Raw genomic sequence first — 16,550 nt, forward strand, 5'->3', positions numbered from 1 at the left:
CGTCGCGCGGAGTCCGGCGGTGACACGCCGGGCCGGGGTCGTCTGTGGCGGCGTGTCGGCGGCGGACTCCGCGGGACGGCTCGGGTGCGGCTGCGAACTCCGCAGGACGGTTCATGTACCGTCCTGCGGGGAACGGCGGTGACACGCCGGGCCGGGGTCGTCTGTGGCGGCGTGTCCGCGGCGGACTCCGCGGGACGGCTCAGCGCCGCCGTGCGGACGACCCGGATGCCGGGAGCTACACGCGACCCGCGTGCACGGCCTCGAGGGCCTCGGCATCCGCCTCGCTCATCCCCTCGATCGGCTCGCCGTTCCAGACGATGTCGTCGCCGAGGGCGGCGAGGATCTCCTTGCGGTCGCCGTGCGAGATCTTGGCGCCGTGGACGATCGTGGCCGGGCTCCACAGCATCGCGGCATCGTCCCACCATCCGGCGCCCACGTCGCGCACGTGCAGCAGGTCGTGCAGCGTCTTCGGCAGGTGCTTGAGGGGTTCGGTGAACGCGTCGGCGAGGACCGCGAGGGTGATCTGGCGCTCGGTCCCCGGGATCGCGACGACCGGCTCGGAGAGCTCCCCCTGGATGGCCTTCGAGACCTCGTCGGCTTCGAGCAGGATGACGCCGTTGGTGGGGCGCGGGTTGCACTCGATGATCTTGTAGTCGGGCGCGGCGTCGGTGCCGTGATCGACGAAGTCGAAGGAGATCTGGCCGGTGAAGCCGGGGTCGAGGGTGTCGACGAGCTGCTGCGTGTAGCGCAGGGTGTCGGTGCTGTCGACGGCGATGAAGGCGATCGCGGTCGAGTGCGCCCACTGCTCGGCGGCCTTGTAGGTGGTGTGCGCCTGCACCTTCCCGTCGACGACGACGCTGTACGTGCAGACCATGGGCCCGTCGACGAACGGCTGCACGAGCCAGGGCTGCTCGGGGGTGGGCACGCACTCCTCGACGGGGATCTTCCCCGCCAGCGGACCGGTGTTGGTCAGCAGGCCCACGCCGCCGCGGGAGAACGCCGCGCGGGCGAAGTAGCGCGGGAAGCTGTCGATCGCGGTCCGCAGTTCGTCGGGGGAGGTGACGACGACCGTTTCGGGGATGGGCACGCCGGCATCCTGAGCCAGGCGCTGGAAGCTCGCCTTGTCGTGCAGCCGAGCGAGGTCGCCGAAGCTGCCCGCGAACAGGCGCACGCTCGACGGCAGGTCGGCCACGCGGGCCGCGAGGTAGAAGACCTCCTCGAACGTCGGGATGATGACGTCGATGTCGTGCTTCTCGACGTAGTCGCTCACGGACGCGATGAAAGCGTCGGTCTCGAAGCGCGGCGACGGGGTGGCCAGGTGGCCGGCGAGGAAGCGCGAGTGGTTGCCGACCGCGCCGTCGTAGGTGTCGCTCGCGAAGACCGTGTGGCCCACGCTCCCGAGCTTGCGGATCAGGTCGAGGGCGAAGGTGTTACGGGAACTGGTGACGAGCACGCGCATGGAGGCACCCTTTGTCGTGGCGGCGGACGTTGGGCGTCACTCTATCCATCGTCTGCGTCGCGTGCGGGGGAAACCTTCCCGCAACACGCCCCTGAGTAGAGTCGTCGCATGGGTGACCTGTTCGACGGTTACGGCTCCACGCTGGCGCCGCGCAAGACCGCTTCCGGCGTCCCGGCGTACGACGAGATGTTCGGCAACCCGGCTGGTCCGGGCGACGCCGCACCGTCTCGCAAGGCGTACCGGGAGCTGTACCAGACGCTTGCCAAGATGACGCAGGAAGAGCTGCGCGGGCGCACCGAGTCGCTCGCCAGCTCGTACCTCGCGCAGGGCGTGACCTTCGACTTCGCGGGCGAGGAGCGGCCCTTCCCGCTCGACGCGGTTCCCCGCGTCATCGCGTACGACGAGTGGTCGCGGATCGAGGCCGGCGTGAAGCAGCGCGTGCGCGCGCTCGAGGCGTTCCTCGACGATGCGTACGGCAATCAGCACTGCGTGCGCGACGGCATCCTTCCGGCCGGTCTCATCTCGTCGTCGCAGTACTTTTACCGCCAGGCCGCCGGCATCCGCAGCGCCAACGGCGTCCGCATCCAGGTCTCGGGCATCGACCTCATCCGCGACGAGCACGGCGAGATGCGCGTGCTCGAAGACAACGTGCGCGTGCCCTCGGGCGTCAGCTACGTGATCTCGAACCGCCGAGTGATGGCGCAGACCCTGCCCGAACTGTTCGTCTCGATGCGGGTGCGCCCCGTCGGCGACTATCCCAACAAGCTGCTCGCCGCTCTCCGCGCGTCGGCCCCGCCCGGGATCGACGACCCGAACATCGTCGTGCTCACCCCCGGTGTCTACAACTCGGCGTACTTCGAGCACACCCTGCTCGCACGCCTCATGGGCGTCGAGCTCGTCGAGGGACGCGACCTGCTGTGCATCGGCGGCAAGGTCTTCATGCGCACCACGCGCGGTCCGCAGCGCGTCGACGTCATCTACCGTCGCGTCGACGACGACTTCCTCGACCCGCTGCAGTTCCGCGCCGACTCGATGCTCGGTGCCCCGGGGCTCATGCTCGCCGCGCGCCTGGGCAACGTCACGATCGCCAACGCCGTGGGCAACGGTGTCGCCGACGACAAGCTCCTCTACACCTACGTGCCCGATCTCATCCGGTACTACCTCGCCGAGGAACCGATCCTCAAGAACGTCGACACCTGGCGCCTCGAGGATCCGGGCGCCCTCGAAGAGGTGCTCGATCGCCTTCCCGAGCTCGTCGTCAAACCCGTCGACGGTTCCGGCGGCAAGGGGCTCGTCGTGGGTCCGGATGCCTCACCCGCCGAACTCGAGAAGCTCCGCCAGCGTCTTCTCGCCGACCCCCGTGGGTGGATCGCGCAGCCCGTCGTGATGCTGTCGACCATCCCCACGCTCGTCGAAGACGGGATGCGACCGCGCCACGCCGACCTGCGGCCCTTCGCGGTGAACGACGGCGACGACATCTGGGTGCTGCCGGGCGGACTGACCCGCGTCGCCCTGCCCGAGGGGCAGCTCGTGGTCAACTCCAGCCAGGGCGGCGGATCGAAAGACACCTGGGTGGTCGGCGGGTCGGCTCCCTCGCACGTCGAGTACGGCCAGGGCCAGGGAGTGTCGGGGCTCGTCGCCGACCAGGCGGCGGTGACCGAGGCCATCCCGATCATCTACGACGGCCAGCCCGCTCCCGCCACCTCGCCCCGCGACCCGCGGGCCGGTGGCCGTGAGCAGCAGGAACAGCAGCAGCAGGCCGACCGCGGCGAGGTCCAGCACGGACCGCAGGCCGAGCAGCAGCAGCAACAGGCGCTCCCGGTGGTCTCGGACCCTTCGACGAGCTCAGGGTTCTCGACGAGTGCGGAGTCCTCGGTCGCGCCCGCGGGTGACGGACGGGAGCAGGGATCATGCTGAGCCGCATCGCGGAGAGCTTGTTCTGGATCGGTCGCTACATCGAGCGCAGCGACGGCACCGCCCGCATCCTCGACGTGCACCTGCAGCTGCTCCTCGAGGACCCGTGGATCGACGAGGACACCGCGTGCCGATCGCTGCTGAGCGTCATGGGCTCGGCCCTGCCGGAAGACGTCGACAGCGTCCGCCGCAACGATGTGCTGGCGCGCCTCGCCGTCGACCGGATGAACCCCTCGAGCATCGCGTACTCGATCACCGCCGCGCGGGAGAACGCCCGTCGCGCGCGCGAGATCGTCTCGACCGAGCTCTGGGAGATCCTCAACACGACGAACTCCCGGATGCCGCGGCGCCTGCAGACCGACAAGGTGCACGAGTTCTTCCAGTGGGTGCGCGAGCGCGCCGCGCTCGCGATCGGCATCGTCGACTCGTCGACGAACCGCGACGAGGCCTGGCAGTTCTTCACTCTCGGTCGCAGCATCGAGCGCACCGACATGACCGCGCGCCTGCTGGCGACACGGTCGCTCACCGAGGTGTCGGGTCCGTCGTGGACCACGATCCTCCGCTCGTGCGGGGCGTACGAGGCGTACCTGCGGACGTATCGGGGGATGCCGAGCGCCCGCAACGCGGCCGAGTTCCTGCTGCTCGACCGCCTGTTCCCGCGCTCGATCATCTACTCGATCCAGCGCGCCGAGGACTGCATGAGCGCGATCGACCCGCGGGCCGACCGTGTCGGTCACTCCAACACCGTGCTGCGCGCCCTCGGGCAGATCCGCAACGACCTGGAGTACCGCCCGGTCAGCGATGTGCTCACGGACCTGCCCGAGCACATGCAACGCGTGCAGACGGTCACGCGCGAGGCCTCGGAGGCGATCCGTTCGCGGTTCTTCCCGACGCAGGCCGAGCCGAGCTGGATCGGAGAGATCTCATGATGGATGCCATGTCCGCGGCGTTCGCGGCGGCTTCGGGGGGCGCGCGATGAAGCGTCTGCGCATCGAACACCAGACCGGCTTCGCCTACCCGGGAGACGTCTCGGCGTCGTACAACGAGGCGCGGATGCTGCCGCACTCCACCGACAGCCAGTTCGTGCTGAGCTCGTCGCTCGACATCGAGCCGTCGACGTCGGTGAACCAGTACGTCGACTACTTCGGCACCCGCGTCGCGGCCTTCGACGTGCTCTCGCCCCACGCGGCGCTCACGATCACGGCCCGCTCGCTGGTGGAGGTGCGCCCTCGTCCGATCGAGCACGCCGACATCACGTGGGAGCAGCTCGCCGTCGAGGCGGCGGGCTCGATCGCCACCGTCGAGCAGCTCACGCAGACGCGCCGCACGACCCCGCACCCCGAGGTCGTCGAGCTCGCCCGGTCGATCGCGGCGCAGCACGACCGCCCGGGACCAGCGGCGCACGCCATCGCCGAGGCGGTCGGCGACGCGATCGAGTACATGCAGGGCGTGACCGGCGTGCACTCGACTGCGGTCGATGCCTGGGAGGCGCGCAAGGGCGTCTGCCAGGACATCGCCCACATCGCGATCGGGGCCTTGCGCGAGGTCGGCATCCCGGCTCGCTACATCTCGGGCTACCTGCACCCGAAGCCTTCCGCCGAGGTGGGGGAGGCCGTGACGGGGGAGTCGCATGCCTGGGTCGAGTGGTTCGCCGGCGACTGGCAGGGCTTCGATCCGACGAACAACATCGAGATCGGCGACCGCCACGTGCTCGTCGGCCGCGGTCGCGACTACAACGACGTGCCGCCGCTGCGCGGTGTGTACGCCGGACCCGGTAAGAGCCAGCTCAAGGTGAAGGTGACGATCACGCGCGAGACGTGATCTCACCGCTCCAGGGGTGGACGGCCCCGGCGACCCGCGCCTGCACCTCGCGGTGCAGGTCGAGGAGGGTGGCCGTCTCCCCGGCGTCGTAGCGGCGCGCCCATTCGTCGAGGGTCGTGCGCATCTCGAGGCCGGCGAGGCCGAGGGCGGTGCGCACGTCGAGCTCGGGCAGTCCGACGCGTTCGGAGATCTCCGGGACGAAGCGATCGGCCGACATGACCTCGCGCCGGACCGCCGCACCGAGCAGAGCGGGTTCGTGCGCGATGAGCCGACGCACGCGCAAGAACCGCTCGCGCGCTTGAGCATCGGCATCCAGGAGTTGCAGTTCGCGCGCGAAGACGTCGCGGAGGGTGGAAAGCAGGGCCGCGCTGTCGGCGCCGAGGTCGTCGGTGCCGGCGAGGGCATCGGCGAAGCGGCCGTCGTCGACGAAGACGGCTTCTTCTTTCGTGCCCGCGAGGCGGAAGAACGTGCGGGGGGAGACACCGGCTCGCGCGGCGATCTCATCGACGGTGGTGCCGCCGACGCCCTTCTGCTCGAAGAGATCGAGGGCGGCGGCGCAGATCTCGACCGCTGTCTCGCGGCGGCGACGGTCGCGCAGACCCTCGACGGGGGCTGCCGGGGTGCTCATATCCGATACAGTAGTCCATGTCGTATTGGCAGTAGCTGCCAACTTGTCTCACCCTGCTTAGATTGGTCTCCCATGGTCTCCACCGGAACCGTTCCCACCGCTGCCCCGCCGGGCAGGCCCGCCGTACGTCCGGGCGCGGTCATCGCCCTGCTCGTCATCGCCGCGTTCGTCGTCATCCTGAACGAGACGATCATGGGCGTCGCTCTGCCCGAGCTCATGCGCGAGCTCGACATCACCGCCGCCTCGGCGCAGTGGCTCACGACCGCGTTCCTGCTGACGATGGCGGTCGTGATCCCCACCACGGGTTTCCTCATCCAGCGTTTCCCGCTCCGGACCCTGTTCTTCACGGCCATGGGGCTGTTCACCCTCGGAACGGTGATCGCCGCCCTCGCCCCCGGTTTCGGGGTGCTGCTGGTGGGGCGCATCGTGCAGGCGTCGGGGACCGCGATCATGATCCCGCTGCTGTTCACGACGGTGCTGAACGTCGTCCCGGCGCACCGCCGCGGGCGCATGATGGGCCTCATCTCGATCGTGATCTCGGTCGCCCCGGCCATCGGTCCCACCGTGTCGGGCCTGATCCTGTCGGTCTTCCCGTGGCGCGCGATGTTCATCGTCATGATCCCGATCGCGCTGATCGCCATCGCCCTCGGCGCCCGCTGGGTGCAGAACCTCACCGAGACGCGTCGCGTGACCCTCGACCTCGTGTCGGTCGTGCTCTCGGCCCTGGCGTTCGGCGGCCTCATCTTCGGGCTGTCGAGCATCGGTGAGGCGGCCGGTGGGCACGAGATCGTGCCGGTCTGGATGCCGCTGGCCCTGGGCGCCCTCGCGCTCGCGGCGTTCATCGTGCGCCAGCTCCGCCTCGGATCCACCGATCGCGTTCTGCTGAACCTCGGTGTCTTCCGGCACGCGTCGTTCACCGTCGCGGTGATCCTGGTCGTCGTGGCGATGACGACGCTGTTCGGCGTGCTGATCCTGCTGCCGCTGTACCTGCAGAACGTCCTCGGTCTCGGCACGCTCCCCACCGGCCTCATGCTGCTGCCGGGTGGTCTGCTGATGGGGCTCATGGCCCCGCTCGTCGGAAACCTCTTCGACCGCTTCGGCGCGCGCCCGCTCGTGCTGCCAGGGGCGATCGTCGCGAGCATCGCGCTCTGGGGTTTCGCGACGCTGTCGGCCGACACCCCGATCGGCTTCGTCATCGCGGTGCACTGCGTGCTGAGCCTGGGGCTGGCGTTCATGTTCACCCCGCTGATGACCTCGGCGCTCGGCTCGCTGCCGCGTGAGCTGTACCCGCACGGCTCCGCGATCGTCTCCACCGTGCAGCAGCTGGCGGGAGCCGCAGGCACCGCGGTGTTCGTGACGCTCATGACCGTGGGGGCGGCGGCCTCCGTGGCGAACGACGGCGCATCGGTCGTGGATGCCACGGCCAGTGGCATCCATTCCGCGTTCTTCGTCGCGGCATGCCTCTCGCTCGCGGTGATCGTGCTCGCGGCGTTCGTGCGGACGCCGAAGCAGGTCGAGGGCGCGGAGGGCATGCCGGCGCACTGACTCCTGCGTGCGCGAGTGGTGGGGCGTGGGCGACCTGGTGGTGGCGGCGCGGCGCGGCCGGCCGGCAAGGGGAGCGGATTCGGGGCGCGGAGGATGTTTCGGCCCCGATTCGTCCTCCGCTGCCGGAACCTCCTCCCGTCGACCCGCGGCGCGCGACGGCGCGGTCTCGCCGCTGTCGCGCGCCGCCGCGCTCGCGCGAGAGAGCCAGGTGGGGGGCTACCCGCTCGACGCCCGCACGATCAGCTCCGGTCGGAACCGCACCCGGCGCTCGCCGGGGTCGAGCCTGCCGTCGAGCTGACGCAGAAGCAGATCGACAGCGGTCGACCCCAGTGCCTCGGCGGGCTGGCGCACAGACGTGAGCGGCACGACGGTCGCGGCGGCGAAGTCGATGTCGTCGTAGCCGACGAGGGCGATGTCGTCGGGGACGCGGATGTCGCCGAGCATCGTCAGCGCCTGCAGCACGCCGACCGCGAGGAGGTCGTTGGCGGCGAAGACGGCGTCGGGGCGGTCGGGGCGTTCGCGCAGGCTCTCCCCGGCGGCGCGGCCCGCCAGCACGGTCATGGCATCCGTCTCGATGATCTCGAGCTCGGCACCCGCGACCTCGGCGACGGCGCGGCGGGCTCCCGCGAGGCGGTTCGCGACCTGGCGGGTCGAGAGGGGTCCGGCGACGAACGAGATGCGACGGCGGCCCTGGGCGAGCAGGTGCGCGACGGCGAGATACCCGCCCTCGACGTCGTCGACCGACACGGCGCAGACGCCGTCGCCGGTGGTCTGTTCGTCGACGAGGACGACCGGGATGCCGGCCGTCGCCAGACGCTCGACCACGTCACCGTCGGCGTCGGCGGGCGTGAGCAGCACACCGGCGACCCGTTGCTCGACGAACTGATCGAGGTAGAGGCGCTCGTGATCGCCGTCGGCCCCGCTCGATCCGAGCAGCACGATGTACCCGTCGGCGGCGGCCCGGGCCTCGGCACCGCGCGCCACCGCGGCGAAGAACGGGTTGCCGACATCGAGGACGATCAGGGCGATCGAGCGGCTGCGACCCGCGCGTAACTGACGGGCTGCATCGTTGCGCACGTATCCCAGGGCGGCGATCGCGGACCGGACTCTCTCGGCGACGCCGGCCGAGACCGTGTCGCGGCCGTTCAGCACGTTCGAGACGGTTCCCACCGAGACGCCGGCGTGCGCTGCGACGTCTTTGATCTTCACCGCCATGATCCGTCGACGATATCGCAGGGCGTCCGATCGCTGTGCTATCGTGCGGTGAAACGATTCATTCTCAAAGGAGAGAGCTCTCATGTCCGCCCAGACCACGCGCGTCTGTTTCGAACTCCGGATCCGGCCCGAGCTCACCGACGAGTACGTCGCCCGGCACACGCCGGTCCGCGCCGACATGCTCGCCGAGATCGCCGCCGCCGGACGCCGCAACTACTCCCTGTTCCTCGGCGAGGGCGGCCGGCTCATCGGCTACTACGAGACCGACGACGACGCCGCAGCCCAGGCCTACCTCGCGGCATCGCCGATCGCCGCCGCGTGGGAAGCCGACATGGCCCCCTTCTTCCTCGACCTCGAGGGCCGCCCCGACCAGGCCGCGATCCCCCTCACCGAGGTGTTCCACCTCGCCGATCAGCTCGCCGATGTCGACGACACCGCGAGCACGCACCCCGCGAGCACGCACCCCGCGAGCACCGAGACCACGGCATCCGCCCCGACCGAAAGCACCCGCTCATGACGACGCTGTCTCCCGAGATCCTCTCGACCCTCGAAGCCCAGGCCATCGAGCTGCCCTCCTGGGCCTTCGGCAACTCCGGCACGCGTTTCCGCGTGTTCCCCACCGCCGGGACCCCGCGCGACCCGTTCGAGAAGATCGCGGATGCCGCCGAGGTCAACCGTCTGACCGCCCTGGCCCCGAGTGTCGCCCTGCACATCCCGTGGGACCTCGTCGACGACTTCGGTGCCCTCCGACGGCACGCCGAAGACCTCGGCGTGACCCTCGGCACGATCAACTCCAACACCTTTCAGGACGAGGACTACAAGTTCGGCGCCCTCACGCACCACGACGAGCGCATCCGCCGCAAGGCCATCGACCACCACCTCGCCTGCATCGACGTGATGGATGCCACGGGCTCGCGCGACCTCAAGATCTGGCTCGCCGAGGGCTCGAACTACCCCGGACAGAACGACATGCGCGGGCGCCAGGATCGCCTGCAGGACTCGCTGCAGCAGATCTACGCGCGCCTCGGCGACGACCAGCGTCTCGTGCTGGAGTACAAGTTCTTCGAGCCGTCGTTCTACCACACCGACGTTCCCGACTGGGGGACGTCGTACGCGCAGGTGGCCTCGCTCGGCGACAAGGCGATGGTCTGCCTCGACACGGGTCACCACGCGCCCGGCACGAACATCGAGTTCATCGTCATGCAGCTCCTGCGCCTCGGAAAGCTCGGTTCCTTCGACTTCAACTCGCGCTTCTACGCCGACGACGACCTGATCGTCGGGGCGGCCGACCCGTTCCAGCTGTTCCGCATCCTCACCGAGGTCGTGCGCGGCGGGGGCCTGAACAACCCCGACGTGGCCTTCATGCTCGACCAGTGCCACAACATCGAGGACAAGATCCCCGGCCAGATCCGCTCGGTGCTCAACGTCCAGGAGATGACGGCGCGCGCGCTCCTCATCGACCGCGAGGCGCTGGATGCCGCGCAGCAGGCGAACGACGTGCTCGGCGCCAACGCCGTGCTCATGGACGCCTTCTACACCGACGTGCGTCCCGCGCTCGCCGAGTGGCGTGCCTCGCGCGGCCTTCCCGCCGACCCGATGGCCGCGTTCGCGGCGTCCGGATATCTTCCGCGCATCGCCGAAGAGCGCGTCGGGGGGACGCAGGCGGGCTGGGGAGCCTGACCATGGCGACGACCACCACCACCAAGCGTCCGTTGTCGGCATGGAAGGCCACGATCGCCGTGGCCATGTCGAACTACATCGAGGCCGGGGCCATCATCGCGCTCGCCACGAGCCTCACCCTCTGGCAGGAGTCGTTCGGCTTCGACGACGGTGTCGTCGGGGTCATCGCGGCCCTGTCGGCCAACGCCTTCGGCTCGGCCATCGGCGCCGCGATCGGCGGTCCACTCTGCGACCGCCTCGGGCGCAAGTTCATCTACACGTACGACCTCATCGTGTTCATGGTCGGTGCCCTGCTGGTCACCTTCTCGGCGAACGTCGGGATGCTCCTCGCGGGCGTCATCCTCATGGGCATCGCCGTGGGCGCCGGGGTGCCGGCATCCTGGACCTACATCGCCGAGGAAGCACCGAGCGAGCATCGCGCGGCCCATGTCGGCACGGCCCAGTTGGCGTGGTCGATCGGACCGGCCGTCGGATTCCTGCTCGCGGTGGTCGTCGCGCCCCTCGGGCTGTGGGGATCGCGGCTCATCTTCCTCCACCTCTTCGTCATCGCGGCCATCACCTGGTGGGTGCGCCGGGGCCTGCCGGAGTCGCGGCGCTGGAAGGAGCAACGTGAAGCGGCGACGAGCGCCGGGGAGCGGATCTCGTTCTTCAGCGGTCTCGCCGGGCTCTTGCGCGAACGCAAGAACTGGACGGCCCTGCTGTTCCTGCTCGGCGTCTACGGCCTGTGGAACACCGTCGCGGGGCAGGCCGGCATCTTCCAGCCGCGTGTCTACGACGCCTCGGGTCTGCACGACCCCGTGCAGCAGAACCTCCTGCAGGTGCTCGTCTGGACGCTCACGGCCGCCGCCACGTACTTCGGCTTCATGCGCTACGGCGACCGGGTGAAGCGCCGCTGGCTCTACTTCGGCGGCGCGGCGCTCGGCGTCGTGGCGTGGGCCGTGCTCATCTACGCTCCTCCCGGCCTCGGCTCGCTGCTGTTCTTCGCCGTCGCGTGGGGTGTGTCGGCCGGTCTCGGCGCGCAGGCGTTCTACGGCCTGTGGACCGCCGAGCTGTTCGCCACCCGCTACCGCGCGAGCGCGCAGGGCGTGTTGTTCATGCTCGCCCGTGTGATGGTCGGCCTGCTCAGCCTCGTCTTCCCGATCCTGCTCGCCCAGACGGGGCTGGCCGTGCTCGGGCTGATCATCCTGGCGTTGCTCGCGGCGGCCCTGCTCATCGGCACCATCTGGGCGCCGAAGACCGAGGGCAAGTCGCTCGACGAGATCGAGCGCGAGCGCTACGGCGCCGACGTGCCGGTGTCGACGCCTCTTCCCCCGAACCTCTGACCCCTCTCCCGGCTCTCCCAGAAGGACGCCTCTCATGACCAGCTCCCCCTCCGCCGACACTTCTGCGCACACTGCCGCCGACCTCGTCGCGCGCAGCAACCGCCTCGGCTCCGACCCGAAGGTCACCAACTACGCCGGCGGGAACACCTCCGCCAAGGGCACCGCCATCGACCCCGTGACCGGCGAGCCGGTCGAGCTGCTGTGGGTCAAGGGCTCGGGCGGCGACCTCGGCACCCTCACCGAGAAGGGCCTGGCGGTGCTGCGCCTGGACCGCATGCGGGCCCTCGTCGACGTGTACCCCGGCATCGAGCGCGAGGACGAGATGGTCGCCGCGTTCGACTACTGCCTGCACGGCAAGGGCGGGGCGGCCCCCTCCATCGACACCGCGATGCACGGACTCGTGGATGCCGCCCACGTCGACCACCTGCACCCCGATGCCGGTATCGCGATCGCGACCGCGGCCGACGGCGAGAAGCTGACGACCGAGATCTTCGGCGACAGGGTCGTGTGGGTACCCTGGCGCCGCCCCGGCTTCCAGCTGGGCCTCGACATCGCGGCGATCAAGGCGGAGAACCCGCAGGCGATCGGCACGATCCTCGGCGGCCACGGCATCACGGCGTGGGGCGACACCTCCGAGGAGGCCGAGCGCAACAGCCTGTGGATCATCGACACCGCGCAGGCGTACATCGATGCACACGGCGCGGCCGAACCGTTTGGTGGTGTCCGCGACGGCTTCGCGGCCCTGCCCGAGGCCGAGCGCCGGGCCAAGGCGGCGGCCCTCGCCCCGACGATCCGCGGCCTCGCCTCGACGGACAAGCCGATGGTCGGCCACTTCACCGATGCCGACGTCGTGCTCGATTTCTTGGCGTCGGAGAAGGCTCCCGCCCTCGCCGCGCTCGGCACGAGCTGCCCCGATCACTTCCTGCGCACGAAGGTCAAGCCGCTGATCCTCGACCTGCCGGCCGACGCGTCGGTCGACGAGGCGACCGCGCGCCTGAAGGAGCTGCACGTCGCCTACCGCGAGGACTACCAGGCCTACTACGACGCGCACGCGGATGCCGGCAGCCCGGCGATCCGCGGCGCCGACCCGCTCATCGTCCTCGTCCCGGGCGTGGGCATGTTCTCGTACGGCGCGAACAAGCAGACCGCGCGCGTGGCGGGGGAGTTCTACGTCAACGCGATCAACGTCATGCGCGGCGCCGAGGCCCTCTCGGCCTACGCGCCGATCTCGGATGCCGAGAAGTTCCGCATCGAGTATTGGGCGCTCGAAGAGGCCAAGCTCCAGCGCATGCCGAAGCCCAAGACGCACCAGGGCCGGATCGCGTTCGTCACGGGAGCGGCATCCGGGATCGGCAAGGCCATCGCGACCCGTCTCGCCGCCGAAGGCGCATGCGTCGTCGTGGCCGACCTCGACCTCGAGAAGGCCCAGGCAGTCGCCGCCGAGCTCGGCTCGACCGACGTCGCGATCGGCGTCGCGGCGAACGTCGCGGATGCCGAGGGCGTGCAGGCCGCGATCGACGCCACGGTCCTCGCCTTCGGCGGCATCGACCTGGTCGTCAACAATGCCGGGCTCTCGCTCTCGAAGCCGCTGCTCGAGACCACCGAGAAGGACTGGGACCTGCAGCACGACGTCATGGCGAAGGGCTCGTTCCTCGTGTCGAAGGCGGCCGCGAAAGCGCTCATCGCGCAGGGGATGGGCGGCGACGTCATCTACATCTCGTCGAAGAACTCGGTCTTCGCGGGGCCGAACAACATCGCGTACTCGGCGACGAAGGCCGACCAGGCGCACCAGGTGCGTCTGCTCGCGGTCGAGCTCGGCGAGCACGGCGTGCGCGTGAACGGCATCAACCCCGACGGCGTCGTGCGCGGCTCGGGCATCTTCGCCGCCGGGTGGGGCGCCAACCGCGCGGCGACCTACGGCGTCGACGAGAAGGACCTCGGGCAGTTCTACGCCAACCGCACGATCCTCAAGCGCGAGGTCGTGCCCGAGAACGTCGCCGACGCGGTGTACGTGCTCACCGGTCCCGAGCTCTCGCGCACGACGGGTCTGCACATCCCCGTCGACTCGGGCGTCGCCGCGGCGTTCCTGCGATGAGTCAGGACGAGTCGCGCGGCATCCGTGCCGTCGCGGCCGTCGACCTCGGCGCCACGAGCGGGCGAGTGATGGTCGGCCGGGTCGGCGACGGGGTGCTCGAGCTCGAGCAGGTCGCGCGCTTTCCCAACGGACCCGTCGAGCGCGCCGACGGCTGGCACTGGGACATCGAGGCGCTGTGGCGTCACGTGCGTGCCGGGCTCGACGAGGCGCTGCGTCGTGAGCCGCGCATCGAGAGCGTCGGCATCGACTCGTGGGCCGTGGACTACGGCCTTCTTGAGCCGGACGGGCTGCTCGCCGAGCCGTTCCACTACCGCGACGAGCGGACCGCCCGCGGCGTCGACGCCGTTCACGCAACCGTGCCGTTCGAGGAGCTGTACCGCCGCAACGGTCTGCAGTTCCTCCCGTTCAACACGCTGTACCAGTACGCCGCCGATCCGCGGGTGGCTGAGGCGGAGGCGAGCCTGCTCATCCCCGACCTCCTGGCCGAGCGGCTCGCGGGGCGCCGCGTCGCCGAGCGCACGAATGCCTCGACCACGGGGCTCGTCGACGTGCACACGGGGGAGTGGGATCTCGCGCTCGCTGAGGCCCTCGGCATCCCGTCGCGCGTGCTTCCGCCGCTCGTCGATCCGGGCGAGACGATCGGGATCACCCCGGCCGAGCTGGGGGCGCGACCGGTCATCGCCGTCGGTTCCCACGACACGGCGTCGGCGATCGTGGCCGTTCCGCTGGCGACGCCGAACGCCGCGTACATCTCCTGTGGCACGTGGGGGCTCGTCGGGCTCGAGCTCGACGAGCCGATCGTGACGGATGCCGCCCGCCAGGCGAACTTCACGAATGAGGGCGGCGTCGACGGCCGTGTGCGATTCCTGCACAACGTCACGGGCCTCTGGCTGCTGAGCGAAACCGTGCGGGCGTGGTCGGAGCGCGACGGCGCCCCGATCGACCTGCCGGCGCTGCTGGCCGCCGCCGCCGGACAGCCGGCACCGACGCGGCTCTTCGACGCGGACGACCCCTCGCTCGCCGCTCCCGGGGACATGCCGACGCGTATCGCGGCCCTGCTCGGGATGCCGGAACCGAGCGTCGACGGACGGTCGGCGTTCGCGCGGGTGATCGTCGAGAGCATTGCCGAGGCCTTCGCCTCGACCCTGCGCACCGCGGGGATCCTCGCCGATCGTGAGATCGACGTCGTCCACCTCGTCGGCGGTGGGGCGCTCAACGCCCTGCTGTGTCAGGCGACGGCCGACCGCAGCGGCGTGCCCGTGCTCGCGGGGCCGGTGGAGGCGACCGCGCTCGGGAACGTGCTCGTCCAGGCCCGTGCCCTCGGCTGTTTCGGCCCCGACGCGACTCTGGAGGACCTGCGGGAGCGGGTCGGTGCCGCGTTTCCCTCCCAGCGGTTCGCTCCCCGTTCTTGAATCCGGTCCGGGCTCGACCCGGAAGGCCCTAGTATGTGGTCAGACCACACGAAAGCGAGACACCCATGGTGCAGCGACAGCTCCCCAAAGTCGGCGAGCTCCTCGAGCTCATGCAGTTCAAGAAGCCCGAGCTCGACGCCCGTAAGCGCCGCCTCGACGCGGCGCTGACGATCGGAGACCTCCGTGCGATCGCGAAGCGGCGCACGCCCAAGGCGGCCTTCGACTACACCGACGGCGCCGCCGAGGGCGAGCTGTCGCTCGACCGTGCGCGTCGTGCGTTCGAGGACGTCGAGTTCCACCCCGACATCCTGCGGCCGGCCAACGAGGTCGACACCTCGTGCGAGATCCTCGGCGGCCCCTCGGCGCTGCCGTTCGGCATCGCGCCCACCGGCTTCACGCGCCTCATGCAGACCGAGGGAGAGACCGCGGGGGCGTCTGCGGCGGCGGCCGCCGGCATCCCGTTCACGCTGTCGACGCTGGGAACGACCTCGATCGAGGGCGTGAAGGCGGCCAACCCCGTCGGACGCAACTGGTTCCAGCTGTACGTGATGAAGCAGCGCGAGATCTCGTACGGTCTCGTCGAACGGGCAGTTGCGGCCGGGTTCGACACCCTGCAGTTCACCGTCGACACGCCGATCGCCGGTGCCCGCCTCCGTGACAAGCGCAACGGTTTCTCGATCCCCCCGCAGCTGACGGTCGGCACGATCGTCAATGCGATCCCGCGCCCCTGGTGGTGGATCGACTTCCTCACCACGCCCAAGCTCGAGTTCGCCTCGCTCAGCACGACCGGCGGCACCGTCGGCGAGCTGCTGAACGCGGCGATGGACCCCACGATCAGCTACGACGACCTCGACATCATCCGGAGCATGTGGCCGGGCAAGCTCGTCGTGAAGGGCGTCCAGAACGTGCAGGATGCCGCGCGCCTGGTCGACCTCGGCGTCGACGGCATCGTGCTCTCGAACCACGGCGGGCGTCAGCTCGACCGCGCCCCGATCCCCTTCCGCCTGCTCCCGCACGTCGTGCGCGAGGTGGGCAAGGATGCCACGGTCATGGTCGACACCGGCATCATGAACGGCGCCGACATCGTGGCATCCATCGCTCTCGGGGCGAAGTTCACCCTCATCGGCCGCGCGTACCTCTACGGCCTGATGGCCGGCGGGCGCGAGGGCGTCGACCGCACGATCGCGATCCTGCGCAGCGAGATCGAGCGCACGATGACGCTGCTCGGGGTCTCGTCGCTGGATGAGCTCGAGCCGCGGCACGTGACGCAGCTCACGCGGCTGGTGCCGGTCGCGGGTCAGGGCGTCGGCGACGAGGCCCCCGCTCGCGCATAGCTCGCTGAGGACCGGGGTGGCGAGCGTCGGTCCTCACACCGCCACGGGCAGGGTGAGGACCGGGTCGACGCCTCCGACGCGGGCCACCCCGGAAGGCTCGTCGACGGGCGGACGAAGGTGTCGGT

At 70.2% G+C, this 16,550-nt stretch carries 13 protein-coding genes; 10 read left to right on the forward strand and 3 right to left on the reverse strand.

Annotation, left to right across the window (positions count from 1 at the left end; translation table 11 throughout):
- Positions 1-235: 235 nt before the first annotated feature.
- On the reverse strand, positions 236-1,459 hold the full coding sequence (locus tag PIR02_08075; GenBank protein WZH38622.1) for a carbamoyl-phosphate synthase large subunit: 1,224 nt from the start codon (positions 1,457-1,459) through the stop codon (positions 236-238).
- A 108-nt stretch (positions 1,460-1,567) separates the two neighbouring features.
- On the opposite strand from PIR02_08075, the gene PIR02_08080 reads away from it, so the two are divergent.
- From PIR02_08080 to PIR02_08090, 3 genes are read left to right on the forward strand one after another with little or no spacing between them, the layout of a single operon-like run.
- Positions 1,568-3,376, forward strand: coding sequence for a circularly permuted type 2 ATP-grasp protein (locus PIR02_08080; protein WZH38623.1), 1,809 nt, complete (start codon positions 1,568-1,570; stop codon positions 3,374-3,376).
- Entirely contained in the window at positions 3,370-4,302 is a 933-nt protein-coding gene (locus tag PIR02_08085; protein WZH38624.1) for an alpha-E domain-containing protein, read from the forward strand. The genes PIR02_08080 and PIR02_08085 overlap by 7 nt, the downstream gene beginning before the upstream one ends.
- Before the next feature lie 46 nt (positions 4,303-4,348).
- Positions 4,349-5,194: a transglutaminase family protein gene (locus PIR02_08090; GenBank protein ID WZH38625.1), complete on the forward strand. Its 846-nt coding sequence runs from the start codon at positions 4,349-4,351 to the stop codon at positions 5,192-5,194.
- Here PIR02_08090 and PIR02_08095 read toward each other — a convergent pair.
- On the reverse strand, positions 5,178-5,822 hold the full coding sequence (locus tag PIR02_08095) for a helix-turn-helix domain containing protein (protein WZH38626.1): 645 nt from the start codon (positions 5,820-5,822) through the stop codon (positions 5,178-5,180). The genes PIR02_08090 and PIR02_08095 overlap by 17 nt on opposite strands.
- 72 nt (positions 5,823-5,894) lie before the next feature.
- Here PIR02_08095 and PIR02_08100 point away from each other — a divergent pair, with 72 nt between their 5' ends.
- Positions 5,895-7,367 (forward strand): MDR family MFS transporter, encoded by a 1,473-nt coding sequence (locus tag PIR02_08100; GenBank protein ID WZH38627.1) that lies wholly within the window; start codon positions 5,895-5,897, stop codon positions 7,365-7,367.
- A gap of 216 nt (positions 7,368-7,583) precedes the next feature.
- Here PIR02_08100 and PIR02_08105 read toward each other — a convergent pair whose 3' ends face one another.
- Positions 7,584-8,582 carry a LacI family DNA-binding transcriptional regulator gene (locus PIR02_08105; protein ID WZH38628.1) on the reverse strand — a complete coding sequence of 333 codons (999 nt, stop codon included), beginning with the start codon at positions 8,580-8,582 and terminating at the stop codon, positions 7,584-7,586.
- A gap of 82 nt (positions 8,583-8,664) precedes the next feature.
- Between PIR02_08105 and PIR02_08110 the strand changes: the two genes are divergently transcribed.
- The 6 genes from PIR02_08110 (at position 8,665) to PIR02_08135 (ending at position 16,425) form a co-directional block, all read left to right on the forward strand.
- Positions 8,665-9,099: an L-rhamnose mutarotase gene (locus PIR02_08110; GenBank protein ID WZH38629.1), complete on the forward strand. Its 435-nt coding sequence runs from the start codon at positions 8,665-8,667 to the stop codon at positions 9,097-9,099.
- The gene (gene rhaI, locus PIR02_08115) at positions 9,096-10,262 is read left to right on the forward strand and encodes an L-rhamnose isomerase (GenBank protein WZH38630.1); all 1,167 of its coding nucleotides are present in this window, start codon (positions 9,096-9,098) and stop codon (positions 10,260-10,262) included. The genes PIR02_08110 and rhaI overlap by 4 nt, the downstream gene beginning before the upstream one ends.
- A 2-nt stretch (positions 10,263-10,264) precedes the next feature.
- Positions 10,265-11,584, forward strand: coding sequence for an MFS transporter (locus PIR02_08120; GenBank protein WZH38631.1), 1,320 nt, complete (start codon positions 10,265-10,267; stop codon positions 11,582-11,584).
- Positions 11,585-11,618: 34 nt separating this feature from the next.
- A complete protein-coding gene (locus PIR02_08125) occupies positions 11,619-13,679 on the forward strand; it encodes a bifunctional aldolase/short-chain dehydrogenase (protein ID WZH38632.1) in 2,061 nt (686 codons plus the stop codon).
- Positions 13,676-15,091, forward strand: a complete 1,416-nt coding sequence (locus tag PIR02_08130) for a rhamnulokinase (GenBank protein WZH38633.1) — start codon at positions 13,676-13,678, stop codon at positions 15,089-15,091. The genes PIR02_08125 and PIR02_08130 overlap by 4 nt, the downstream gene beginning before the upstream one ends.
- 65 nt (positions 15,092-15,156) lie before the next feature.
- Positions 15,157-16,425: an alpha-hydroxy acid oxidase gene (locus PIR02_08135; GenBank protein WZH38634.1), complete on the forward strand. Its 1,269-nt coding sequence runs from the start codon at positions 15,157-15,159 to the stop codon at positions 16,423-16,425.
- Positions 16,426-16,550: the final 125 nt, after the last annotated feature.

The sequence above is a fragment of the Microbacterium enclense genome (genome assembly GCA_038182865.1).
In the GTDB taxonomy this organism is placed as follows: domain Bacteria; phylum Actinomycetota; class Actinomycetes; order Actinomycetales; family Microbacteriaceae; genus Microbacterium; species Microbacterium enclense_B.

What these genes read in the sequence shown, in the direction of transcription:
- PIR02_08085 (WZH38624.1), top strand. Translation starts at nt 3,370, where the DNA reads ATGCTGAGCCGCATCGCGGAGAGCTTGTTCTGGATCGGTCGCTACATC.
- rhaI (WZH38630.1), top strand. Translation starts at nt 9,096, where the DNA reads ATGACGACGCTGTCTCCCGAGATCCTCTCGACCCTCGAAGCCCAGGCC.
- PIR02_08105 (WZH38628.1), bottom strand. Translation starts at nt 8,582, where the DNA reads ATGGCGGTGAAGATCAAAGACGTCGCAGCGCACGCCGGCGTCTCGGTG.
- PIR02_08075 (WZH38622.1), bottom strand. Translation starts at nt 1,459, where the DNA reads ATGCGCGTGCTCGTCACCAGTTCCCGTAACACCTTCGCCCTCGACCTG.
- PIR02_08120 (WZH38631.1), top strand. Translation starts at nt 10,265, where the DNA reads ATGGCGACGACCACCACCACCAAGCGTCCGTTGTCGGCATGGAAGGCC.
- PIR02_08125 (WZH38632.1), top strand. Translation starts at nt 11,619, where the DNA reads ATGACCAGCTCCCCCTCCGCCGACACTTCTGCGCACACTGCCGCCGAC.
- PIR02_08130 (WZH38633.1), top strand. Translation starts at nt 13,676, where the DNA reads ATGAGTCAGGACGAGTCGCGCGGCATCCGTGCCGTCGCGGCCGTCGAC.
- PIR02_08100 (WZH38627.1), top strand. Translation starts at nt 5,895, where the DNA reads ATGGTCTCCACCGGAACCGTTCCCACCGCTGCCCCGCCGGGCAGGCCC.
- PIR02_08080 (WZH38623.1), top strand. Translation starts at nt 1,568, where the DNA reads ATGGGTGACCTGTTCGACGGTTACGGCTCCACGCTGGCGCCGCGCAAG.
- PIR02_08135 (WZH38634.1), top strand. Translation starts at nt 15,157, where the DNA reads ATGGTGCAGCGACAGCTCCCCAAAGTCGGCGAGCTCCTCGAGCTCATG.
- PIR02_08090 (WZH38625.1), top strand. Translation starts at nt 4,349, where the DNA reads ATGAAGCGTCTGCGCATCGAACACCAGACCGGCTTCGCCTACCCGGGA.
- PIR02_08095 (WZH38626.1), bottom strand. Translation starts at nt 5,822, where the DNA reads ATGAGCACCCCGGCAGCCCCCGTCGAGGGTCTGCGCGACCGTCGCCGC.
- PIR02_08110 (WZH38629.1), top strand. Translation starts at nt 8,665, where the DNA reads ATGTCCGCCCAGACCACGCGCGTCTGTTTCGAACTCCGGATCCGGCCC.